The organism is Bdellovibrio sp. HCB-110 (assembly GCF_047323225.1).
GTDB lineage: Bacteria > Bdellovibrionota > Bdellovibrionia > Bdellovibrionales > Bdellovibrionaceae > Bdellovibrio.
Genome location: NZ_CP178750.1, coordinates 3,080,985 through 3,103,410, shown reverse-complemented (window position 1 = coordinate 3,103,410; position 22,426 = coordinate 3,080,985). Strand labels below are relative to the sequence as shown.

At 44.4% G+C, this 22,426-nt stretch carries 21 protein-coding genes; 10 read left to right on the top strand and 11 right to left on the bottom strand.

Translation table 11 applies throughout. From position 1 onward, the window contains the following. Position 1: 1 nt before the first annotated feature. The 3 genes from xdhC to ACL934_RS14700 are packed head-to-tail and all read right to left on the bottom strand — an operon-like array spanning position 2 to position 4,585. Positions 2-814, bottom strand: coding sequence for a xanthine dehydrogenase accessory protein XdhC (gene xdhC, locus ACL934_RS14710; protein ID WP_374074681.1), 813 nt, complete (start codon positions 812-814; stop codon positions 2-4). Then, the gene (gene xdhB / locus ACL934_RS14705; RefSeq protein ID WP_413612524.1) at positions 807-3,131 is read right to left on the bottom strand and encodes a xanthine dehydrogenase molybdopterin binding subunit; all 2,325 of its coding nucleotides are present in this window, start codon (positions 3,129-3,131) and stop codon (positions 807-809) included. Before xdhB ends, xdhC begins: the two co-directional genes overlap by 8 nt. Then, on the bottom strand, positions 3,122-4,585 hold the full coding sequence (locus tag ACL934_RS14700; RefSeq protein WP_413612523.1) for a xanthine dehydrogenase small subunit: 1,464 nt from the start codon (positions 4,583-4,585) through the stop codon (positions 3,122-3,124). The genes xdhB and ACL934_RS14700 overlap by 10 nt, the downstream gene beginning before the upstream one ends. Before the next feature lie 59 nt (positions 4,586-4,644). Here ACL934_RS14700 and ACL934_RS14695 point away from each other — a divergent pair, with 59 nt between their 5' ends. Both ACL934_RS14695 and ACL934_RS14690 read left to right on the top strand, forming a co-directional pair. Next, positions 4,645-5,094: a DMT family transporter gene (locus ACL934_RS14695; RefSeq protein WP_413612522.1), complete on the top strand. Its 450-nt coding sequence runs from the start codon at positions 4,645-4,647 to the stop codon at positions 5,092-5,094. Positions 5,095-5,266: 172 nt separating this feature from the next. Next, positions 5,267-5,791 (top strand): hypothetical protein, encoded by a 525-nt coding sequence (locus tag ACL934_RS14690; RefSeq protein WP_374074672.1) that lies wholly within the window; start codon positions 5,267-5,269, stop codon positions 5,789-5,791. Positions 5,792-5,854: 63 nt separating this feature from the next. On the opposite strand, the gene ACL934_RS14685 is transcribed toward ACL934_RS14690, so the two are convergent. Beyond that, entirely contained in the window at positions 5,855-6,292 is a 438-nt protein-coding gene (locus ACL934_RS14685) for a hypothetical protein (protein WP_413612521.1), read from the bottom strand. 648 nt (positions 6,293-6,940) lie between these two features. On the opposite strand from ACL934_RS14685, the gene ACL934_RS14680 reads away from it, so the two are divergent. From ACL934_RS14680 to ACL934_RS14660, 5 genes are all read left to right on the top strand, one after another. Further along, entirely contained in the window at positions 6,941-8,173 is a 1,233-nt protein-coding gene (locus tag ACL934_RS14680) for a TolC family protein (protein ID WP_413612520.1), read from the top strand. Continuing rightward, positions 8,170-8,607: a hypothetical protein gene (locus ACL934_RS14675; RefSeq protein ID WP_413612519.1), complete on the top strand. Its 438-nt coding sequence runs from the start codon at positions 8,170-8,172 to the stop codon at positions 8,605-8,607. Before ACL934_RS14680 ends, ACL934_RS14675 begins: the two co-directional genes overlap by 4 nt. Positions 8,608-8,615: 8 nt before the next feature. Beyond that, positions 8,616-11,756 (top strand): efflux RND transporter permease subunit, encoded by a 3,141-nt coding sequence (locus tag ACL934_RS14670; RefSeq protein ID WP_413612518.1) that lies wholly within the window; start codon positions 8,616-8,618, stop codon positions 11,754-11,756. 163 nt (positions 11,757-11,919) lie between these two features. Beyond that, a complete protein-coding gene (locus tag ACL934_RS14665; RefSeq protein WP_374074663.1) occupies positions 11,920-12,639 on the top strand; it encodes a 3D domain-containing protein in 720 nt (239 codons plus the stop codon). After that, positions 12,640-13,104, top strand: coding sequence for a hypothetical protein (locus tag ACL934_RS14660; protein ID WP_374074661.1), 465 nt, complete (start codon positions 12,640-12,642; stop codon positions 13,102-13,104). Here ACL934_RS14660 and ACL934_RS14655 read toward each other — a convergent pair. Further along, the gene (locus ACL934_RS14655) at positions 13,101-13,760 is read right to left on the bottom strand and encodes a methyltransferase (protein ID WP_374074660.1); all 660 of its coding nucleotides are present in this window, start codon (positions 13,758-13,760) and stop codon (positions 13,101-13,103) included. The two genes, ACL934_RS14660 and ACL934_RS14655, sit on opposite strands and share 4 nt — an antisense overlap. Positions 13,761-14,132: 372 nt before the next feature. On the opposite strand from ACL934_RS14655, the gene ACL934_RS14650 reads away from it, so the two are divergent. Next, entirely contained in the window at positions 14,133-14,750 is a 618-nt protein-coding gene (locus tag ACL934_RS14650; protein WP_374074658.1) for a hypothetical protein, read from the top strand. 138 nt (positions 14,751-14,888) lie between these two features. On the opposite strand, the gene ACL934_RS14645 is transcribed toward ACL934_RS14650, so the two are convergent. The 3 genes from ACL934_RS14645 to ACL934_RS14635 form a co-directional block, all read right to left on the bottom strand. Further along, entirely contained in the window at positions 14,889-15,131 is a 243-nt protein-coding gene (locus ACL934_RS14645; RefSeq protein ID WP_374074655.1) for a hypothetical protein, read from the bottom strand. 40 nt (positions 15,132-15,171) lie between these two features. Then, the gene (locus ACL934_RS14640) at positions 15,172-16,401 is read right to left on the bottom strand and encodes an MFS transporter (protein WP_374074653.1); all 1,230 of its coding nucleotides are present in this window, start codon (positions 16,399-16,401) and stop codon (positions 15,172-15,174) included. Between the two features lie 108 nt (positions 16,402-16,509). Next, positions 16,510-16,800, bottom strand: coding sequence for a hypothetical protein (locus ACL934_RS14635; RefSeq protein ID WP_374074652.1), 291 nt, complete (start codon positions 16,798-16,800; stop codon positions 16,510-16,512). 272 nt (positions 16,801-17,072) lie between these two features. Here ACL934_RS14635 and ACL934_RS14630 point away from each other — a divergent pair, with 272 nt between their 5' ends. After that, complete coding sequence (locus tag ACL934_RS14630) at positions 17,073-17,651, top strand: hypothetical protein (RefSeq protein ID WP_374074650.1); 579 nt, start codon at positions 17,073-17,075, stop codon at positions 17,649-17,651. Here ACL934_RS14630 and ACL934_RS14625 read toward each other — a convergent pair. Then, positions 17,611-18,972, bottom strand: a complete 1,362-nt coding sequence (locus ACL934_RS14625; RefSeq protein ID WP_374074648.1) for an MBL fold metallo-hydrolase RNA specificity domain-containing protein — start codon at positions 18,970-18,972, stop codon at positions 17,611-17,613. The two genes, ACL934_RS14630 and ACL934_RS14625, sit on opposite strands and share 41 nt — an antisense overlap. 150 nt (positions 18,973-19,122) lie before the next feature. On the opposite strand from ACL934_RS14625, the gene ACL934_RS14620 reads away from it, so the two are divergent. Further along, positions 19,123-19,986, top strand: coding sequence for a DUF4010 domain-containing protein (locus ACL934_RS14620; protein ID WP_374074645.1), 864 nt, complete (start codon positions 19,123-19,125; stop codon positions 19,984-19,986). Here the strand turns inward: ACL934_RS14620 and ACL934_RS14615 are convergent. Both ACL934_RS14615 and ACL934_RS14610 read right to left on the bottom strand, forming a co-directional pair. Continuing rightward, positions 19,983-21,095, bottom strand: coding sequence for a calcium:proton antiporter (locus ACL934_RS14615; RefSeq protein WP_374074644.1), 1,113 nt, complete (start codon positions 21,093-21,095; stop codon positions 19,983-19,985). The two genes, ACL934_RS14620 and ACL934_RS14615, sit on opposite strands and share 4 nt — an antisense overlap. Positions 21,096-21,190: 95 nt before the next feature. Continuing rightward, positions 21,191-22,414, bottom strand: coding sequence for a TolC family protein (locus ACL934_RS14610; RefSeq protein WP_374074642.1), 1,224 nt, complete (start codon positions 22,412-22,414; stop codon positions 21,191-21,193). Positions 22,415-22,426: the final 12 nt, after the last annotated feature.

Below are 22,426 nucleotides of genomic sequence, written 5' to 3'. Positions count from 1 at the left end.
TTTATGTTGTGGCTTCGGTTCTACCAAAAATCTGATCTTTGGTTCTTAAAAGTTGCGCAATGATGCTGAAGGATATTTCCACGGGAGAATTGCTGCCGAAGTCTTCTCCCATGGGGCAATAAAACTTCTGTGAAACCTCCTCGGGAAGGCCTGCGGCCTTCAAATCATTTTTAAGACGCAGATATTTTTGCTGGCTTCCGATATTTCCAACGTAGCTAAAACGATCACGTTGTTTCATCGTTTCAATCAGAATAGGCAGATCTGTTCCGTGCCCCATAGTCATGATCGTCACAAAAGAGCGCGCGGGAAGTTTTGAAACCTCGTCCGCCATGGCAGTGGTGCAAAGGGTGGTAAGTTTTGAAGACTGAGGTAGTTTTTCGATCCATTCAGGTCGCGAATCAAAACATGAAATCCTGCAGTCCAATTTAAGAAGCAGCCTTACAAATTCTTGAGCAATATGACCGGCACCAAAAACCGCGACATGGAAGGGGTGTTCTTGTTCAAAAAGTTCAAAGAAAAAGCTGACGACTCCACCACAGGTCATACCGATATCTCTTTGCAAATTCCAGTCGGCAAATTGATGACGGGTTTTCTCGCGAATCATTTTTTGCGCCTCTTGAATGGCGCGGTTTTCGACTTTACCACCACCCACGGTGCCAAACTCAAGACCGTCTTGGCTGACAATAGCACGGGCCCCGACATCTTGAGGAGACGAACCCACTTGTTTTACCAAGGTCACGACTACAAAAGTTTTTGCATTCTTTTGGAGGGTGGACATAGCGCTAAGAAAATCTTCAAAGTTTCCTTTACTCATAGCGAGCAAGCTCCATCAAAAGTTCTTCCGGTGTTGCCGGAGATTTAATGTTTGGAATAGCCGTGCCTTTGTATTTCAAGGCGTCTTTCAAGGCCGTCCAGACACTGATTCCCAAAAGAAAAGGGGGTTCACCAACAGCTTTAGAGCGGTGCACATTCTGGCGGTTTTCGTGATTTTCGATAAAATCGACATTGAAAATTCGCGGTGTATCTTGAATGTTCGGAATTTTATAAGTTGTCGGGGAGTGGCTTAAAAGTTTTCCGTCTTTGTTATAGAAAAGTTTTTCTGACGTAACCCAGCCCATGCCCTGCACGAAAGCGCCAGTCACTTGACCACGATCAATTCCCGGATTCAATGGGCGTCCCAAGTCCATAAGGATATCCGTTCTTAGAACTTTGTATTCACCTGTCCAAGTATCAATTTGCACTTCACTGACCGCGACGCCATTTGTGAAATAGTTAAATGGAGTACCCATGCTGCGGGCTTTATCAAAGCCCAAACCTTCGGTTTTAAAGTGAGCATATTCCCCCAAGGACATACGATTGAGGTAAGCTCTTTTCACAAGATCTTGCCACTCAATAGATTTTCCTGAAGGCAGATGTTTCACTTGACGGTTGTTGAAATCAAAATCCTCGAGGCGCAGTTTGCTTTCGTCCAAGTGTGGGCATTCAGCGATGTCGTTCATGGGCGTCTCTGCCAAGATATTTTGATAGAGCCATGCCAAACGCTTTTTAATTTCGACGCTGCCTTTAAGTGCTGCGGAACCATTGATGTCAGAACCACTGGACGCCGCCGTTGGCGAAGTGTTGTGATTTTTTTCTGTGGACGTCGCCATAACTTTGACGTCCGGTGCTGGAATTCCAAAAGCATGAGCAACAATTTGTTGGATCTTTGTATTTACACCCTGACCCATCTCTGTAGCGCCTGTTGAGACCTGCACAGTTCCGTCTTTATGGACGTTGACCAGAGCGTTTCCTTGATTGAGAAAGCGCGCGGTGAATGCAATCCCGAACTTTGTCGCCGTCATTGAAAGGCCGCGAATTTTTCCGGTTTGTGAGGCGTTGAATTTTTCAATCTCTTCACGGCGTTTGACATAGTCGGCGTCGCTTTTAAGACGCGCAAACAAATCGGGCAAAGGATTGTGATCTAGTTTTTGACCATAGTGAGTAACGTTGTTTTTTTCTTTGCCATAACAATTGATTTCGCGAATTTTGAGAGCATCCATGTTGAGATGCTTGGCCATATCTTCTATGATGCTTTCAATGGTCATAGAACCCTGAGGTCCACCGAAGCCGCGGAAGGCGGTATTAGAATGAATGTTTGTACGACAGACATAACCTTCAATGTGGGCATTTGGTAAGTAGTAAGCGCTATCAATGTGGAACATCGCTCGATCTAAGATAGAGCTTGAAAGATCGGCGTATGCGCCGCCATCGGCATAAAGTTGCGCTTTTAATCCAAGAATGCGACCGTCATTATCAAAACCAATTTCATAAAAGTTTTTAAATGGATGACGTTTGCCTGTCATCATCATGTCGTCGTCTTTGGAAAGACATAGACGGGCCGGGCGTTGCATTTTCTGAGCAACCAAAGCGGCCATGGCAGCAAATGGAGCCGCCTGACTTTCTTTACCGCCAAAACCTCCACCCATGCGTTTAACGATGCAAACGACTTCATGCAATTGCAAACCCAAGGCTTCGGCAACAACGTGCTGAGTTTCGCTTGGATGCTGAGAGCTGGAATGGATTTCCATTTGCCCGTCTTCAAGAGGGTAAGCAATGCAGGCTTGAGACTCCATATAGAAATGTTCTTGGCCACCGCACTCAAAAGCTCCCGACAAACGATGTGGTGCTTTTTGCAGAGCTTCGTCTACAGCTCCACACACAAAAGCATTGGCTTTATAGATGAAGTTTTTCTTTTGAATAGCTTCATCAATAGTCAAAATAGCGGGAGCTTTCTCGATTTCAAATTTCACCAGGGGCTTCGCACGTAGTAAAGCATCCATGGAGGTTCCTACCAGAATAACGGCGGGTTCATCATAGTAACCAATTTTTTGATCCACTAAGATGGGCTGCTCAGGAATGATTGTGCCCCACATATTGTGATGCAAATCTTTAGCAGTAAACGCTGCCAAAACGCCAGGCGCTTTTAGGGCCGATTCAATGTCGATTTTTTTCAAATTTCCTGCTGCTGCAGGGACGCCCACGGGCAGTACAAGAACTTCTTTTTGTGTGAAGCCACGATCATCAATGAATACACTTCCGCCTGTAACGTGACCCCGTGAAGAATCGTGGGGAATATTTTGGCCTATAGACATACAGCCCCCTCTTCACGAAGCTCGACAAAACATTTATGAAATAAATTTTCAGCGACATTCAATCGGTAGTCTTCTGTCGCACGCAGATCCGAGATCGGTTTGATGTGTTTGCGCGCATTCTTCCCGGCTGTCTTAAAGAGCTGTTCACTGAATTTACTTCCCGTCAGATCTTTTTCGATATCGGCAAGACGAACAACAGTAGGGCCGACACCACCTAAGGCGATACGCGCCTCGAGAATATTGTCGTCGTCCATTCTTAAGGCCGCCGCGAAGGTCACAGCAGAGATATCTAAATCTTTTCTTAAAGACACTTTATAAAACTTAAAGCGCCAAGAATCTTGAAGGTGAGGAATTAAAATGCCGGTTGCAATTTCTTCCGGCAAAAGATCAAAGGACTTGTATGCTTTATAGAAAGAGGTGAGGGGCACAACGCGCGCACCTTTTTTTGAAAGCAGATGAACTTCGGCATTGAGAGCGAGAAGTCCCGGAATGCTGTCACCAATCGGAGAGCCATTCAGAACATTACCCAACAAAGTTCCCTGATTCTTAATTTGCGGAGAAGCGAAGATACGCATCAAACGGCTGAGTTCAGGGTGGGATTCTTCAGCGAAATTTTCAAACTCCGTCAGGGAAACTTTTGCGCCAACCCAAAGTCCTTTTTCTGTGCTCTCCATTTTTCCCATATCAGGAATTCGGTTCACGACCAAAACTTGATCTAGGAAAGATTTACCTTTGTTGTGAAGAACACCCAGATCCGTCGCGCCTGAAACAATGCGTACCTGAGGATTCTGAGCTTTGATTTCTAAGGCTTCGCTTAAAAATTTTGGCAGATAGGCCTTTTTATTTGGAGCTTCCAAAGAAATATCGTCCGCAAAAAGTTTTTGAAACTTTGTCTGCTCGGCAGGTAATAAATATCTTTCAGCCAAAGGACGCCATTTTTTAAGATCCATGTGCAAAGCAGAGTTCAGGATCGGCTCATATCCGGTACAACGACATAGATTTCCAGTGAGATGATTGCGGGCCTTTTTCTCTGTGATCGGAGTTTTCTTTTGTGAGCAAGATTCCGCCAGACCTGAAAGTGCGCAAACCATACCCGGAGTGCAGTAACCGCACTGTCCGCCATGGAACTCGCGCATTTTTATTTGCACCTCACTCAGTTCTTCTTCCATCGCCAGTCCTTCCACTGTGACGACGGATGCCAGGTCAAAAAGATAAACCGGAGCGATACAGGAATTTAAAGTTTGGAAAGAAGACCAAGAGTCCTGGTTCCAACGCGCGACAAGAGATGTGCAGGCACCGCAGTCTCCTTCTGCACAAACGACCTTAGTTCCGGGAAGATGTGCGTGATAGCGAAGATATTGCGCCAGAGGCAAAAAAGCCTCATCGCCACGAATCGTGTGCTCGACGCCGTTAATAAGGAGATGGATTTGATTACGAATAGATGCTTGAGCCATTTTAAATTGCTCTCATAAAATCACTTTCATTACAAGGCTTATTCCAGTAGCGTAGAGGGATGACGATTAAATTTCTTCTTCCGATTTTGGCGGGCTTTTCTATTGTACTTCAGGGCACTCTCAACCGAAATTCTGCGAGCCAAATCGGTTTGGTTTCCGCGATTTTTCTCAATGCGATGATCCTCTTGGTCTTTTCGGGAGCCTTGTGGTTTCTGATGAAATACGAACTGATCGGGGGAGGAGCCACTTTGTCCGCAAAACCCTTTGCCGGAATCGAGTGGTGGCAGTTTCTTCCTGGGATCTGCGGTTTTCTGATCGTCTTTTCAACTCCTTTGGCGATTGAATCTTTGGGTGCCAACCTAACTTTTGCGGCAATCATCTGCACGCAGCTTGCGGTGAGTATGCTGTGGGATTGCTATACACAAAAAAGTTTGCCTTCGCCAATGAGTCTTTTGGGTGTGGGGGTGATGTTTGTCGGGCTCGTTCTTTTAATGGTCGGACGAAAATAGTCGAACAAGTTCAATTGTAGCTCAGCACATCTGTTTTATTCACTTACCAACTCTCGTCGGAAAAAAGTGTTTCGTGGAACGCTTGGGATATGTCTTTCATCCGATGGCTTGCTTCCCTCATTTGATTACGTCCTTATAGAGAACAAGTACAACTCTTAACAAGGAGAAATCGATGAAAAAAATAGCTGTGATTTTGGCACTTAGTTTGGCGGGAGTCTTTGCTCACGCGGAAACTCCTGAAATGCAACCGCAGGGAGGTGATGCTTCTATCAATGCTCGTGTTTGGGCTTGCGGACTGGCTTTCAAAGGAACATCCAAAGGGATCAAGTTGATTGTCGGTCACTTCAAAACTGTCGCTTACGGAACATTGAAGTGTAAAGGTGTCCCTGGCCAATATTATAATCGTGACGTGATGATCACTATTGGTCACCACTGGATCGGACCAACGGTGGGTGTTGGTTACTTTAAATTGGCGGGTGTTTCTTCTGAAATCAGTTTGCTCAATGGATCTCCAGATTCCATTTTGGGAAAATATAAAGTGGCGCAAGGTGAAGCCGCTATCATCGGTGGCGTCGGTGCCTTCACGGCAGTGAAAGTGGGATTGCCTCAATTGGCGTTTAACATTTCATTGCAACTGCTTAAAGGTATCGGAGTTCAAGTGGGGATTGATAAGCTAAGAATTGATGCCATTGACTAAGTAGCTCTTCGAAATAAAAAGTCGAAGCCCCTAAAGACATCTTTAGGGGCTTTTTCGTTTCGGTTATTGTTTCTTTACGTAGGCGCTGATACGGCGGCCTGGAGCCATAGAGCTTGTCACTGTCACGCTGGTTCCTCTGACAAGGTCTTCCGTGGTTTTGTTCTCGAATTCAATATTGAAGTTGATGCTGCGAGAGCGGTTGCTTGGACAAGTGAAAACACCTTTAAAAGTTTTGCCGCTGGCAAGGATGATATCTTCCCAGAACAAGCTTGGATTTAAATTGTAAGTTCCGTTGCAAACTTCGTCGGCATTGCCGTTAGGATACGTTCGTTGCACTTCAAACTCTTGAGTGTTCACAACGCGGAAATTTAAATAAACGCGTTGAAAGCCAGCTTTAGCTTCAACTTTGTAGCGTCCGACCAGATTCCCAGGTGAAAGCTCTGCTGCGAAAGCTTGTGTGCAGGTAAAAAGAATCAATGCTGATGATAATAGATACTTCATTTTTTTCCCTCCGTTAGTGGATGAATTTTTATACTAAGGAGGGAGCTCGCTAGACAAAATAAAACCTGGAAGTTTGGGGTTTTACATAGTCGCAGTTTACTTGCATTTTCGCGAGAGCAAGGCACTTGCATTTGCTATAGGAGAGGGGCTCGGTATTTGTGACAAACTTTATCTCAGTCCGAGAGAAAATGTCATTTCTCGGTAAAGAACTTGTAATGCGCTCCTTTTTTTGTTTATATTCTGGGTGTGAAAAGAGTTTTTAGATCCTTTCTCTTTCTAATGATTGCGTTTTCGCTGACTTGGGTGGTGGCGGGGAACGCGCTTGCTTTTCACACGCATGAATCTTTTTTTTACTCTCAAGAATCCTCTTTTCATGAAACTTCGGAGATGCATGACTCAGCGGCGAACTGTGAGCATCAAGATTTAGATCCGTGTGCATCGGGACATTGTCACTTAGGTCATTGCGCTGTCCTTTTGTCTTTAGCTCAAGATTTGAATCTTCCTTCTGAAAATTCGCTTCTTTATTTAATTAAGAATTCGTTCCCTTTGAATCGCTTTATGGAAAGTCCTTTCCAGCCGCCCAAGTACAGCGCTTAGTGCGCTTGTTATCCCTATAAAAAGTTAGAAAAATTTAAATAAGGTGCTTCTATGTCTTTTTTAAGAATCGCACCGCTTGCATTCTTGATTTCGTCCATAGCGTGGGCAGAGTCTGATGTGTGCGGAAATATTAGTAACTATCAACAAATTATCGCTTGCGCGGAGTCTCGTTCTCCGGAAGTTGTCCGGGCGGAGGCGTCGTTAAAACAAAAAAATGCTTTTAAAGAGGCGTCAGCTCAGTTGCGGAATCCAGAACTGAGCTTTGAGACGGTGACAGGCTTGGTCAATTCAGGAAATATAACTGAGACCGATATCTCCTTAGCGTTTCCTATTGAATTAGGTGGCAAGAGAAGTGCGCGTAAAGAAGTCGCTTCGGGAGAAGCTGCTCGTGCAGAGGCAGAGCTATTTTTAGCAAAAGCTTCCGTGCGTAAGAAAACCATTCTCAAACTTCTTAGACTGCGCCAGTTCTATACAGAGCAAGCGTTGGTTGAAGAATCCTTAGAGACTTTCACGAGACTTGTGAAGCAGTATGAATCTCGCCCTCTTCATTCTCCTGAACAAGATGTCAGTTTGACGGTCTATAGGATTGCAAAGGGAGAGTATGGCTTCAAGAAAATGCAATATGACGAAGAGTCTGCAGAGTTAGAGTCGTATTTCAAAGTCAATGTCGGTTTGGACTTGGTGACTCTTCGCAAATCGCTGTCATCTTCGGGAGCGCCGTGGCCGAAGTTGAATCAGGGAAGAGATCTTGCGAAATCACCCGTCTTAGCCATGCTTGAGGCGGATGTCTCTATTGCCAAGGCGGACCTCGCGAAGGCTCAAGGGGATTCTTGGCCGACCCTGAATATTGGACCTTCCGCCAAATTTGCGAAAGAAGGCGGACAAAGCTATGAGCAGTTCGGTGTGAATCTAAGCATGCCGATTCCGGTATTAAATCTTAATGGCGGAAATCGTGCGGTCGCAGGAACTTCTTTGCAATCGGCTGAAGTTCGTAAGAGCTTGGCTTTGCGAGAGCTGCAAGCCGAGAAATTAAAACTGCAAAAACTTTATCAAAGTTCAGTGGTGATTTTGGAACAAACTCCCGGCGGGAATGCTTTGGATAAAAATCATAAACGCATGGAGAGCCATTTTGTTAAAGGTGTTGTACCCAGTTCTTTGGTCATTGAAGCCCATCGCTCTCTTGTGGAGTTTGAACGAACTCGCAATGAGAGGGAAAGCAAAGCTGTCGAGGCTTATCTAGATTTGCAGATCATTGACGGTCAGCCTGTGGAGTGGAAGTTGTGAAAAGATTAATTATTTTATTATTGTCTATGATTTTTCTGAACTCAGCATGGGCTGGAGAAGAACATTCTGAGGAAAATAATAGCGTCGGACCTGAAAAGGGAATTACGGTGTTTGACGAGCACGATGGGTTTAAACTTTCTGCTGAAGCGATCAAAAATTTTGATCTTAAATCTTTGCGGCTAAAAGGGGCTGGATCTTGGGAAGTTCCTAACTCGGCTATTCTGTATTCTGGTGAAGAGATTAATATTTATCGCCTTCGTGACGGATTTTACAAGCGCATTGATTTTGTCGTCGTAAGCAAAAGTGCATCACAAATGAAAATCAAGTCAGCGGACTTAAAAATGGACGATCACGTCGTGATTCAAGGAATTGGCTTTTTAAGGACAGCCGAGATTGTGGCTTCAGGCGGTGCTCCTGAAGGACACAGTCACTAAGGATATTTATGATTAATAAAATTATTCATTTCTCAGTTTATAATCGCGCTTTAGTGCTGCTGTTTACGGGATTGCTGGCACTTGCCGGAATTTACTCTTTTCAACATCTGCCTATTGATGCCGTTCCGGATATCACCAATAACCAGGTGCAAATCAATACGACGATAGAAGGCTTAGCTCCGGAGGAGATTGAAAGAACAATCACCTTCCCAGTGGAATCTGCCATGCGCGGACTTGCAGGTGTTTTGGAGGTTCGTTCCATCACCCGTTTTGGTTTGTCGCAAGTGACCGTGGTTTTCAAAGATGCAGTCGACATTTATCGCGCACGACAAATGGTGACTGAACGTCTGCAAGGTGTTTTGCCAGAACTTCCTCGGGGAGCGGAAGCTAAGCTAGGACCCGTCTCGACGGGGCTGGGTGAAATTTATCAGTATGCGATCGACTATAAAAAACCTGCGGCAGAAGCGAATGAACGTTTGAAGCAATTGATGGAAGTCAAAGCTTTGCAAGATTGGTTTATCAAACCGCGCTTGCTAACGGTCGAAGGAGTGGCTGAGATCAACACATCCGGCGGCTTTGAAAAACAGTTTCACGTGCAACCCGATGTCAAAAAAATGGCTTCTTATGGAATTCATTTCGAGGAAATTGTCGAGGCCCTGGAAAAGGTCAATAAGAACGTCGGTGGCGGATATATTGCGCAAACTGCCGAGCAGTTTTTAGTGCAGGGAATTGGACTCTTTAAATCTGCAGCAGACATCGAAAAAGTTCCAGTCAAACAGTTGGATTCTTTTCGTATCATAAAAATTGGTGATATCGCCAAAGTGCGACTTGGAAAAGAACTGCGCACGGGAGCTGCAACCTTGAACGGTCAAGAGACAGTTCTAGGAACTGTGATGATGCTTCTTGGAGAAAACAGTCGTACGGTTTCAACCCGAGTGCAAAGCAAAGTGGAGGAAATTCAAAAAAGTCTTCCAGCGGAAATGGAAATGACGACAGTTTATAATAGATCAGACCTTGTCAATGCGACGTTGGGAACGGTTGAACATAACCTATTAATGGGTGCGACTCTCGTAATTATCGTGCTCTTCCTTCTTATCGGAAATATTCGCGCGGCGGTGATCACGGCCATTACCATTCCTCTGTCACTGCTGGCGACTTTTCTTGTGATGAAACCTTTGGGTCTTTCTGGAAATCTGATGAGTTTGGGTGCATTGGATTTTGGGATCATTGTCGATGGAACTGTGATTCTGATTGATAACTGCGTGCGCTTTGTGCATGAAAAGAGCAAAGTGTTCGGAAGAAAGCTGACTAAAGAAGAAGTTAAAAAAGCCGTTTACGAAGCCGCTGTCGAAGTGCGTCTTGCTGCGGGCTTTGGCGAGTTGATTGTTATTGTCGTCTTTTTACCGATTTTTGCGTTGGTGGGCATTGAGGGAAAAATGTTTAAGCCTATGGCTGCGACATTCGGAATTGCCGTGGCTTCTGCTTTGGTTCTTTCATTCACAACGGCCCCGGCATTGGCATCCTTGATTCTTTCAGGTAGTGCTGAGGATAAAGAACCGCGTTTTATGACATGGATTCGTCGTGCTTATCAACCTCTTCTAGAGATGACCTTTAAGCATCGCAAGATCACATTGACGGCAGCGGTTCTGTCGGTGATTGTCGGCGCTATTCTTTTTGCAAAAAGAGGGGCTGAGTTTTTGCCCCAGCTCAGTGAAGGTTCTTACGCCTTCCACATGATTCGTCCAGTAAATATCAGTTTAGATCAGTCGATGGCTTTTCAACTTAAAGCAGATCGGATCATTAAAGAGTTTCCAGAAGTTCAAAACGTGTTCTCGCGTCTGGGAACCAGTGAGATTGCGACAGATCCCATGGGTGTGAATGTTTCTGACACTTATATTATGCTTAAGGAAAGAAAAGAGTGGCCGGATTCTAATAACGGAAAGAAACACACCTACGAATCTTTAGTGGCCTCGTTGGTGGCGCGTCTTGAAAAAGAATTGCCGGGGCAAAACTATCTGGCATCCCAGCCGATTCAAATGCGCTTTAATGAATTGTTAGAGGGAACCAGAGCTGATGTTTCTGTGAAAGTGTTCGGATCTGATCTGCAAACCAATATGGATCTGGCTAAAAAAGTTCAGGAAGTGGTCTCTAAAGTTCCAGGGGCGGGAGATGTCGAAGTGGATTTAGCCGGGACAAGTCCCGTCTTGCGAATCGTGCCGAAAGAGGACGCGATTCAGAAATACGGTGCAGATGTTTCAGAAGTTCTTAGTACCATCTCTATCGCTCTTGGCGGGCAAGAGGCCGGTTATCTTTATGAGAATGAAAAGAAATATCCTATCGTTGTGCGCTTAAGCGACGACGAGCGTTCTGATCTCGCCACGATCCGTGCTCTTCCGGTTGGATTGGGGTCAAATACGACTACGGCTCTTTTCAATCTTGCGACTTCTCAGTTTGCAGAAACTTTTGGCTCTATCAATAGAGAAGACTCAAATCGTCGTTCCGCAGTATTGATCAATCTGCGCGGAAGAGACACCGAAGGCTTTGTCACTGAAGCCCAGAAGGCTGTTGAAGAAGCGATTGAACTTCCTCACGGTTACTATCTGCAATGGGGCGGAAACTTTAAGAATCTTCAAGAAGCGCGAAATCGTCTGTTGGTGCTAACACCTGTGGCACTTCTCTTGGTTCTTTTGATGATCTATGCGGCCTTTAAAAGTTTGGGGCAGACTCTTTTGGTTTTCTCCTGCATTCCGTTTGCTCTGGTTGGGGGAGTGATTGGTCTGATGACCAATGGTCTTCCCTTCAGTATTTCAGCCGGTGTGGGGTTTATTGCGCTTTCGGGAATTGCCGTTCTCAATGGTGTGGTTCTGGTGAATTACTTTAATCAGTTGAAACTAGAAGGCATGACCGGACGGCAGCTCGTTGTGCAGGGAACCCTCATTCGTCTTCGTCCCGTTTTGATGACGGCCTTGGTGGCGATCTTTGGATTCCTTCCGATGATGTTGTCGACGGGAATTGGATCTGAAGTCCAAAGGCCTCTGGCGTCGGTTGTGATTGGGGGAATTATCTCTTCAACGATTCTGACGTTGATTGTATTGCCTACGCTTTATTCCATCTTTGAAAACAAATTCAAAGGTCGCGTAGCACATTAAAAAGTGTCGCGCTTTGAGAGTTAAAATGTCTCAGTGGAGCCATCTACTGAGACATTTCATTTTGAGAAAGTGTAGAATGTGACGATGGGTGTTTAACATCCTGACGCTGTAAAACAATTTAGGGCACTTTGTGAGAGGCCCTCTTTTTGCTTTGTAGTTCTGTATGAAAAACACAAACAGTCTCAAAAAAAATATTAAGTTTCTTCCGATGGTTGTTTGCTCGCTTGTAGCGATGGCGGAAGTGGGGAGCGCTAGAAACAGCTGCCCTCAAGGTCTTGCGGAGTCGACAGTGTATTTCGTTCCGCATGTGAAGGACTACTGTCCAACTTCAAAACCTTGCGCTAAGTTTAAAAGACAAGTGAGAATGCAAGGTTCTGGGACTCTTCCTGGAAACAAGCTTCTTACTTACACGGGTAAGATCGTCGACTTGGGTTCTTGTGAGACGGCTTTTGGTGCGAGCGGTAACTGTCTTACGCCTTATATCTCTGTCGCTGCGGACCCACGATATTACAGTATGGGTGATATCATCGATATGCCTTCATTCAAAGGCAAAATTGTGACTCTTCCAAATGGAAAAACGATGGTTCACCCTGGATATTTCATTGTTCAAGACACGGGTGGCGCGATTAAAGGTCCAAACCGTTTTGACTTCTTTACCGGCTCTTTGGGTATGAAAGATTCCGAGAATTCTTTCGGTGCAAAGGCCGACAGTGAAATGCAGATGCTTGATAAGACGTCTTGCAGAAATCACAAAAGATATGCAGTTGTTCGCAGAAGCTCTCCAAGCTATCAACAAAAGTTGTTAGCCATTGAAGACGCTCTAAGAGGTTCACACTCATCACCGAAAGTTATGATCGCCTCAGCAGCAAGTGGAGCAAGATAAATGAACGCAGCGTTTATGAAGAAACTGATCTTGATTGCAGGTTTATTGATCGCGGGATTTAGCACAACATCATTTGCGGACGATCCAGAAGCGAGACCTGATGTGATTGACATGTCAGAGCCTCCTTTCTGGATGTTTTCCTATGAAGAGTTCAGCGATATGCAGCAAGCTCAGAAGGATTTTTATTTAGAAAAGTTTGTTCCTCTCGCGGCGAAAGTGCCGGGCTTAGAGAAAATTTCTAAAGAGAAAATGAAAGACGCGACAGAGTGGTTTCAGACTTGGAATATCCTGCGCAGAAAAGTTTATGAGTCTTGTAAAGATCCGGCATTAAGAAAGACATGCGAGGATCTAGCGGACGTACGTGTGAACGCTCTTAACATGTTCGCAAATCAAAAACAGGAAAATCGTCACGTTGAACGTGAAGCCGAAAAAGAAAAAAAGAAAAAGAAATCCACAAATCTTTAAGTTTTTCGCGGAGCTTTTGTGATTTTCACAAGATCGGTTCCGCGAATGTCTTCCAATTTTTCCAAGTGCATATCTGAAAGAATTTTCCGAGCTTCTTCAAAAGAGTTCCAGCCATGTTCTTTTTGATCTCTCAATAAAACATAGGCCTGTCCCTCGGGTTTCAATGCGTGAGCTATTCCCAAAAGCAGGCTCTTAAAATCTGAATCCAGGAAGAAGCGGCAGCGATTTTTAAACTCTGAAGGGGAGAGCTTTCCCTGTCCTTGGTGAAAATAGGGCGGATTGCAAAGAATCAGGTCGTAAGTGTCAGCAAAGTTTTTAGAAAGAAGGTCTGCATAGTTTTGATTCAGAAACTTCAGTTCCGTCGGAATGAAACCTAATCTTTCCACATTGATTGAAAAGTGCTCAGCGTAAACATTCTGCACTTCCAAAAAATCGAATTTGCGAAAAGACTTTTGAGTTTCGTTGTTACAGTGAAAAAGAAAATCTAAACCGATGACTCCACATCCGGAACACAGATCCAAACCGTGCAGGTTTTCCAGGGGCACATTTCGATAGAGCTCAAACACTCGGCGGGCCAAGAAAACCGAATCGTGGGAAAATCGGTAATCCTCCGGCTGCGAATAATTGAACGTGAAATGCGGATTGATTGAAGACATTTCCCTTCTTTTAACCTGGAGTCGTCTTTAAAAACAAGTTCTATTAAAACTGGTCCCTTTTAATGTTGATGGCCAAGAGATTGCTCTTGATCATTCTTCATGAGTATTTCTTGTCCTTATTGTCATTCTAAGAATTCATCTGCCGAATCTCGGAACTTTATTGTTGCCATCGGATACTTCCGAAGAAAATGCGATGGAGTTAAGATTCAAAGGTATTTATGTAAGAGATGTCAGAGGACTTTCTCGGAGGCGAGTCTTCATCCTTGTTACCGACAAAAGAAAAGGCACATAAATCCTAAGATCTTCACTCTTTTTGCCAGTGGCAACTCTCAAAGAAGACTTGCCAGGATACTTCAAGTTAATAGAAAGACGGTGGTTAGAAAGTTCCTCTTTATGGGACTTTATGCCCATGCATTTTTGACTCATGACCGAGAACACTATCCTCCTTCTCCTGAAATAGAGTTTGATGATCTAGAGACCTTCGAACACAGTAAGTTGAAACCTCTTTCTGTAGTAATGGCAGTCGAGTCTTCAACGCGCAGAATATTGGGATTTCGAGTCGCCAGGATGCCGGCCAAAGGACTTTTGGTTAAGAAATCCTTAGAAAAATATGGAAAAATATCTGACGAAAGAGCTTATTACCGGAAGGCTTTGTTTAAGGAGATCCAGCCCTATATTCAAGAAGGGGCTCTTATCAAATCAGATGAGAATCCGCATTATCAAAAACACGTAAAGGCCTTCTTTCCAAAGTCCCCTCATGTGATCTTCAAAGGAAGAAAGGGATGCGTTGTCGGTCAAGGGGAGCTTAAGTCCGGTGGATTTGATCCTCTTTTTAGTTTAAATCACTCATTTGCGATGTTTAGAGCTAACATAAACCGACTCTTTAGAAGGACTTGGAATACGACAAAGAAGAAGGAGCATTTGGCAGTTGCGATTGCGATCTATGCTCTTTATCACAATTTAGAGTTAATCAGAAATCCTAGCACATGAGTTTTTGATCCTTCGTTCTTGAGAGGCCGTTTCTTTCATTCAACAATTTCTGGCTCGAACGAGCCTCCTGAGAGGGTACTCTCGGGAGGGGATGTCATTGGTTTTTTCTATCCACAGTGAAAGGGACCAGTTTGAGTTCTATTGAACTTCGCCGTGAGCGTTTAGATGAAGCTCAACCGATTGATGTGTTTCCATCGCTGACTTGAGTTCGGCACAAAGAGGATGCTCTTGAAACTCCGGGAAGTAATCTTTAAAGAAGGCCGCTTTGGGAATGGAGGAATTTTGCTCTAGATAGACGGCGGTCCCATAAGCCAAGGTGACGGACCCCACCTGTTGAGTTCCGCACTGAAGTTGTAAAATGATGGCTAAGACCTGAAGCATGGAGGCGTTTTAAGAGTTTCCTTGCAGAAACGCAACAAACTTAAGCCGAGACTTTTTCTAAATCGAGTTTCCTTAGAGTTGGGGAGAAGAAAGCCACGACTCCGACAGTGAGAATACAAATGATTCCCCCAAAATACGCGGCAGGCACAGTGCCCATCAGTTTGGCGGCGATACCGGACTCGAGTTCACCTAACTCATTGGAAGAACCGATGAACATCGAATTCACCGCAGAAATTCTTCCCCGCATATGATCGGGAGAGGCCAGTTGCACAGCCGTGCTTCTAACGATGACGCTGACGCTGTCAAAGACGCCACTCATGGCCAGCGCGAATAGGGATAGGAAGAAATTTTTACTCGCGGCAAAGACAAGAATACAAACACCAAATCCTGACACAGCCGTGAAGAGCCAAGAGCCGGCCCTTTGTTTAAGTGGAACTCTTGAAAGATAAAGTCCCATAAGTGCCGCGCCCACTGCAGGAGCGGCTCGCAAAGCTCCGAGACCTCTGGGGCCGACATTTAAAATTTCTTTGGCAAAGATCGGGAGCAAAGCGGTGACTCCGCCGAACAAAACTGAAACCATGTCCAGAGTTAAAGCCGGGAATAAAATGGGATGCTTAAAGACGAAGCGCGCACCTTCGACCAATTCATCTTTCACAGGGCGAGGAGTTCCCGTGATAGCAGGTGGCTCGATCTGCGTTTTGATTAAGTAAGTGGAAATCAAACTAGCTGCTAGAAGAGACGAGATGATCACAAAGGAAGCCGTGATTCCCAGAAAACCAAAAACCAGTCCGCCCAGAGCGGGGCCCGCTACTCGCGCAATTTGCATGGTCGATCCCATCTTGGCTTGTGCGCGAGATAGGTTTTCGCGTTTAATGATTCTGGGAACGATGGCATACATCGCGGGCTGGGAAAAAGCGCGAGCTCCACCCGTAAATATAGAAGCCACGTACAAAGCCATGATTTGCCAAAAAAGACCAATATGATTTTGCAGCAGAGCGGAGGTCATTAAAATCAGCGTCGCGATAAAACTGCCTTCCAAAACCCAGCGATAAACTCCCACGGGACGGCTGCGATCCACAATATATCCAGCATACAGCGCAAGACTTAATGCAGGCACAGCTTCAGCAAGACCAATCAATCCTAAGGAGAGTGGATCGTTAGTGAGTTCGTAGATTCGCCACCCGACAACAACGGCTTGCATCTGAACAGCGAGAGTAAAAAAGAATCGGGCGTAGATCAGTTTCTTGAAGTCACTTAAGGCGGTATTCATGAGAACCCTTTGATAGCAACGAATGTATCATTGTTCACAAAGGGTCCCAAGTTCTTGTTTTAGAAAAAAACTTTATACTCCTTAATGCCAGGAAACCTGAAGGAGTTTTTAATTTCCACCTTTATATATGGATTCGCAGATGGTTCCGCAGCGATAGAAATTGCCGTCTTTGCCGCAGCAATAGTTGGCACGACCGTCATAACCCGGAGGACAATGATTAGTGTTGCTTAAGCAATCTTCCGTGACTCCGACATAAGGCGAGTTGCAGTTTCTGAGAAAGGGTTCAAGAACGGCGGTCTCTTCACTGGTTGTCGGATTCATTTCCGTCATCTCGTAAGCCGAAGAGACTGAAGCCCCGAGGGCGCAGATCGTAAATAGAACAGCGATAAGTTTTTTCATGTGTCCTCCTTGATCATGAATTTTTTCTTGTGATCAAGTTAGAGGTAACAAAAAAAGAAGTCTTATGATTTGCGATGCTTCTGCAAAGATGCATTTGTGCAGATTTTTGTCTATTTCAAAAATGTAGGGATCATTTGAATATTGATGCCAAATTTCAGTTTGAATAGAGGCGGCAGATAGATTACGGCGTGAATGATTCAATATGGAATCTCTTTGATGGCTAAAAATGGTGGTGATAGTATCGAGATCGTTCATCGAAAAGGAGGTCGTTAGTGACCACTGAGAGATATAAAGTAGTCGGTGGTGTGCAGATCATTGAAATTCGTGTCAACGACATCCAGCAGCTTTTTGATTTTCGGGACCCGGCGCCTTTTCGTGAGAGGGATTTGGATGAAAACTTCACACACTACCTTGAGGCATATCTCGACGAACTGTCTGTTCATCGTCCTTTTAAAATCCAAATTGACATTGCGCGACCGCGTGGCGATGTAACTGAACAAGTGATTCGGGATGCTATTCATGAATACTTTCTCTATCAAATTCAGATCAAGCAGGGACAGTTTTCTAAAAATATCAGAGCCGCCCAGCTTTTTTTGTTTATTGGTTTATTTATTCTGGCCGTGTGTTTGGGGTTGGCTCAGCTTATCAAGCAGATCGAATCTGAGATTGTCAGTACCACTTTGCGGGAAGGGGTTGTAATTTTTGGTTGGGTTTCGATGTGGAAACCTCTCGAGCTTCTACTTTTTGACTGGTATCCAATCTATGATCGCATCCGCATATACAAACGCTTGGTCAGTGCAGAAGTCGAGGTTATTTTCGAAGGTCATAAGGGGTCACAGGATTCGGGATGATGACTTTCATTCCAAGTTTGTCTTCTATCTTCTTTCTCAGTTCGTCAGAAGCGCTGGGTTCCCCATGAACCAGAAAGACAGAGCGTGGCTTAGCAGGAATGCCTGAAAGCCAGCGTAGAAGTTCGGTTTGATCCGCATGGGCTGAAAAAGAATCCGAGGTGACGACTTCAGCGAAAATATCAATGTAGCTTCCGTGAACTTTCACTTTATTTTGCCCGGAAGCCAGCGTCCAGCCGCGGGTACCCATCGCCTGAAATCCCGCAAGCAAGATAATATTTCTAGGATCCCCGGCAAAAGCTTTTAAATGATGGAGGATGCGACCGCCAGTGAGCATACCACTAGAAGCGATGATAACCATGGGGCCTTTTCTTTCATTCAGAGCCCTGGATTCATCGGCGGTCCTAACGAAACGAATCTGAGAAGTGTAGTTTTCGAATTCTCCGGGATCGAGTTTTTGAAAGTCATGATATTTCTTATAGAGATCAGAGACCTCAGAACCCATAGGGGAATTAAAATAGATGGGCATATCGGAAGGAATTTGCGCCCGTCTTTTCAGCTGAATGATTTCATAGATTAAGTTTTGTGATCTTCCGACGGCAAAGGCGGGGATTAAGAGAACGCTTTTTGCTTTCCAAGCTTTGTTAATGAGATGACCCAATTGTTCCATGGATGACAACTTATCGTGTTGACGGTCTCCGTAGGTGGACTCCATCACGACGTGATCGCAGGATTTTGGATTGTCTGGAGGAAACATTAAAGGATCATGGTATCGGCCCAGGTCTCCGGAAAATAGAACTGTTGTTGTTGCGTCGGAAAGATAAACGGAAGTGGCTCCCAAAATGTGACCGCTGGATTTAAATTCAAAATGAAACGACTCCGTATTAATAATCTGATTCATTTTAACGGATTTGAAGAATGCCAATGTTCTTTGTACGTCGTCGATGTCATACAATGGAACTGCGGGGTGGTGTTTTGAGAAGCCTTTCCTATTGGCATAGACGGCGTCTTCCATCTGGATTTCTGCAGAATCCATCAGAATAATTTTAGCAAGCTCTTGAGTTGGGGCTGTACAGTATATAGGTCCTTGAAATCCTTGCTTTACCAGAAGAGGAAGATAACCACAGTGATCTAAGTGAGCATGAGTTAACAAAACGGCCTTAATTTTTTTTGGGTTTACGGGAAACTCATCCCAATTTTGAAGTCGCAGTTGTTTAAGACCCTGAAATAGCCCGCAGTCGACGAGGAGTTGTTCCGAATCATTTGAGACTAAAAACTTAGATCCAGTTACGGTGCCGACACCACCCAAAAAGGAGATTTTCATTTGGACCTCGCTAGAAATAGCTTCCATTATTTTTCTTTGACACAGCTATGACAATAGACCCCGGGGGTGGATTGTGGAATTGCAGAGCAAAAATGGCTAAAATAGGATGGTCTTCGTGGTTAAATTGAACTAGGGACGTGGGTCAAGAAAATGGAAGTAGCAGCTCCGATCTCAAAATCTTTAAAGTATTTTGGCGTTCTCGTCGTGGCCATCGCTCTGGTTCTTGTATGGGTTCCGCGACAATCTGTGGATCCTTGGGGGCTGGTTAATCCTTATAAGATTCTTCAACTCATTTTATTTTTGTCGTTGATACAAGTTTTAAGCGCTTTAGTAATGCGGATCTTTAGTAAACGATTTGGCGGGATTGCTTTGGGATTTGTCGGAGGTCTTATTTCCAGCACGGCATTTACGGCTTCTTTGGCTAAGCAGAGTCATGAAGCAAGCGAAGATGAAGTTCGTCTGCTCAGTCTGTCTTATTTGAGCGCTTTATTAGGGATGGCTTTGGAAGCTCTTCTATTGGTGTTTCTTGGACTCACTGAAAAGCATTGGGTTTTGCTGTATATTTTTGGAGCTCCAATTTTGATGACTCTTTTCTTGATAGTGCACAGAGCTAAAACTTTGAGTCATGTGGTTTTTGACGAAGATCCTATTCCGACATTGGGTGTGACTTCTCTTTTGACATTAAGTCTATTTGTGGCGATTTTTTTAATCTTGTCCAAAGTGCTGCAAAGAGTTCTCGGTCCATATGGTCTTTACTTACTGACTTTCTTTGTCTGTTTATTTGAATTGCATGGATCCATTATTGGAAATGTTCAACTCCATGAGTCCGATGTTCTAAGTGTGAAAAGTCTAGGACATTTATTAGCCCTTGGAATTTTGGCTTCGTATTTGGCTAAGATGACTCTTATCATTGTTTTCGCCAATGAAGGACTTAGAAGACGAGTTGTGAGCTATTCACTCAAACTCGTCCTTTCCTTGGCAGTTGGGTGGCTGATATTTTTTATGGTGGTCTAAGGATTAAAAACCAAAACGATGTAGACCAAAAACACTGTCAGATGAACGGCTCCTTCCAGCAGCGTAGTACGTTTATTGGAAAATGTCAGCGTACTTAAAAGTAACGTGAGCGCAAGCAATGTCATCTCTGTTGGCTTAAGGCCCAATACGACTGTCTGACCCGTGATAAGTCCAATCATAAGAACCGCAGGCACAGTCAAGCCGACGGTGGAAGCGGCAGCACCTAAGCACAAGTTGATAGCACGTTGTAAATCATTGCGAGCCACAGCTTTCAGAGCGCTGATGCCTTCAGATGTGAAGACCATGGCGGCAACGACAACCCCGCCCAGAGCTGGCGGCAGTCCCAAGTATCCAATGCCGTGATCCAAAACTTTTGCGAGGCTCTTTGAAAGAAAAACAATAGGTAAGATATTTGCGAGCAATAGAAGTGTGTGCAGGAACACCGTATGTTTGCTAACGGACTGTGGATCTTCATGGGAGTGATCGGCCTTTGTTGCTTCAAGAGCATCAGGATGAACGTAGAAAGCACGATGACGGCCTGTCTGTGTGATCAGAAAAATGCCGTACAAAACAATGGTGAAAATAGAAAATGCCGTGGCTTGCAGCGGAGTTAAAGTTCCTCCCGAAGTAGAAGTTGTAAAATTGGGTAGGATCAAGGCAATCGATGTCAAAGGAATCAGGATGGCAAGATAGGAAGCAGATCCTTGAAGATTGTAAGACTGCTCACGATATTTAAAACCGCCAATCAAAAGTCCCAGGCCGACAACGCCATTTAAAACAATCATAAGGACTGCGAACATGGTGTCTCGACCTAGTGTTGGCGCTTCTTTTGCCCCAAGCATAACGGCTGCGACCAGAGCTACTTCAATGATGACAATAGAGAGAGTGAGGATCAGAGTTCCGAACGGTTCGCCTAAGAGGGCCGCCAGTTCTTCAGCTTCATGAACGACACCAAAGGCAGACCATAGAATAACAATAAAGAGCCAAAGAAATAGACCCGTCAATAGAATCGGTGAACCAAGTTCACTGAGCCAGCCAGAACCAAATATGAAGAAACAAAGAACAGACACCCAGGCGATAACAAGTCTGATAACGGATTGTTTTTGCAAATGCTCTCCTTGCTGCGATATTTTTCAATAATAATTCGTTTATCATGGCAAGGAGCTAATGCAGAGAAAAAAATGAATCTATGTGTCGATTTTCTTTAATAGAGGTTCTCTAATTTAACTTTGGAAAGCTCAAGTTCCTTTAGTATTTCATACTTTCTTTTTTGTGAAGAGAACCATCTCTCTGTCGCACCCACTAAGTCTGGGGAGTTTTTAATGCCTCTTTTGTATTCGCTCACGGTCATGTCAAAATACTTTTTCGAAGTCTCAAGTTTTCGCTCATTGATTTTATAAAGATCACTAAGTTCTTTTATTTTATCCTTGAGAATTTTAACCGTACTGGCAGAGTCGAAAGAGACTTGCTGAGCCTGAGACTTTTTAGCCAAAACGTCGGCCCCAGCGGCTTTATTTTTTTGATAAGTATCAAAGCCACTGAATAAGGGAATGCTCAGCTTCAGTGCGTACTGAGACTCGTTAAAGTCCCATTGGGACTCTTCTGTCGGTGTAATACGTCCGAAACTGTAGACAAAATCCAATGACGGAAGAAATTCAGAGCGCACTTCTTTTTTCTCCATCTCGCTCAATTGACTGAGGAGTTGGGCTTTTTGCACATCCGGATTATTTTCAAAAGATTGATTAGAGACTTCAGAAAGTGTCGCGAAATCTTCGTAAGCCACTTTGTCGAGTTCAGCATCATTCACATCATTGCCAAAAAGTTGGATCAATTTGTTGTGGGCTTCTAAGTGAAGCTGATCAATCTGTCTTTTTTGAATTCGCAATTCTTCCTCGCGAAGATCAAACTCCAGGTTGTCGACAGAGCTTGTTAAACCCGACGATACTTTTTTTGCGGCCATTTTCTTTTGTTCTTTAGTGATCTCTTCTTCTTTTAAGAGAATTTCTTGCAGGCGGTGCAAGTAAATCATCTCACTGGCGACTTCCGTCAGTTGATGGCGCAGTTCGCGGCGCTTTTTTTCGTGTTCGATTTTGGCGATTTGAACTTCGACTTCTTTTTTATTAGAAACGGAAACGTCTTTAAAACCTTTAAAGAGATTTAATTTCCCGTCGGCATAGCCAAAGTAGCCTTTGTCATTTTCATTGGGATCATCAAGTCGGTTTTCGCCCCAGCCGCTCACGGCCTCCAATGTCGGGTAGTAGGCGGAGTAAGAGGATTTCCGCTGTCTCTCTTTGGATGTTATTTCATTTTTCAAAGCCTGAAGGCCTTGGTTTTGTTCGGCCAACTTTTGTTCTAAAGGAGCAAGCCCCTTCAGAGCATGGGCATTGAAACTCAATAATAAAATCATCAAAAGAGAGCCAGTTTTCATAGATATTCCTGT

Excerpts from the sequence above, each read along its gene's own strand:
- ACL934_RS14655 (WP_374074660.1), bottom strand. The coding sequence starts at position 13,760 with ATGTCTTCAATCAATCCGCATTTCACGTTCAATTATTCGCAGCCGGAG.
- ACL934_RS14610 (WP_374074642.1), bottom strand. The coding sequence starts at position 22,414 with ATGAAAACTGGCTCTCTTTTGATGATTTTATTATTGAGTTTCAATGCC.
- ACL934_RS14665 (WP_374074663.1), top strand. The coding sequence starts at position 11,920 with ATGAAAAACACAAACAGTCTCAAAAAAAATATTAAGTTTCTTCCGATG.
- ACL934_RS14680 (WP_413612520.1), top strand. The coding sequence starts at position 6,941 with ATGTCTTTTTTAAGAATCGCACCGCTTGCATTCTTGATTTCGTCCATA.
- ACL934_RS14635 (WP_374074652.1), bottom strand. The coding sequence starts at position 16,800 with ATGAAAAAACTTATCGCTGTTCTATTTACGATCTGCGCCCTCGGGGCT.
- ACL934_RS14625 (WP_374074648.1), bottom strand. The coding sequence starts at position 18,972 with ATGAAAATCTCCTTTTTGGGTGGTGTCGGCACCGTAACTGGATCTAAG.
- ACL934_RS14620 (WP_374074645.1), top strand. The coding sequence starts at position 19,123 with ATGGAAGTAGCAGCTCCGATCTCAAAATCTTTAAAGTATTTTGGCGTT.
- ACL934_RS14640 (WP_374074653.1), bottom strand. The coding sequence starts at position 16,401 with ATGAATACCGCCTTAAGTGACTTCAAGAAACTGATCTACGCCCGATTC.
- ACL934_RS14660 (WP_374074661.1), top strand. The coding sequence starts at position 12,640 with ATGAACGCAGCGTTTATGAAGAAACTGATCTTGATTGCAGGTTTATTG.
- ACL934_RS14700 (WP_413612523.1), bottom strand. The coding sequence starts at position 4,585 with ATGGCTCAAGCATCTATTCGTAATCAAATCCATCTCCTTATTAACGGC.
- ACL934_RS14695 (WP_413612522.1), top strand. The coding sequence starts at position 4,645 with ATGACGATTAAATTTCTTCTTCCGATTTTGGCGGGCTTTTCTATTGTA.
- xdhB (WP_413612524.1), bottom strand. The coding sequence starts at position 3,131 with ATGTCTATAGGCCAAAATATTCCCCACGATTCTTCACGGGGTCACGTT.
- ACL934_RS14690 (WP_374074672.1), top strand. The coding sequence starts at position 5,267 with ATGAAAAAAATAGCTGTGATTTTGGCACTTAGTTTGGCGGGAGTCTTT.
- xdhC (WP_374074681.1), bottom strand. The coding sequence starts at position 814 with ATGAGTAAAGGAAACTTTGAAGATTTTCTTAGCGCTATGTCCACCCTC.
- ACL934_RS14685 (WP_413612521.1), bottom strand. The coding sequence starts at position 6,292 with ATGAAGTATCTATTATCATCAGCATTGATTCTTTTTACCTGCACACAA.
- ACL934_RS14670 (WP_413612518.1), top strand. The coding sequence starts at position 8,616 with ATGATTAATAAAATTATTCATTTCTCAGTTTATAATCGCGCTTTAGTG.
- ACL934_RS14645 (WP_374074655.1), bottom strand. The coding sequence starts at position 15,131 with ATGCTTCAGGTCTTAGCCATCATTTTACAACTTCAGTGCGGAACTCAA.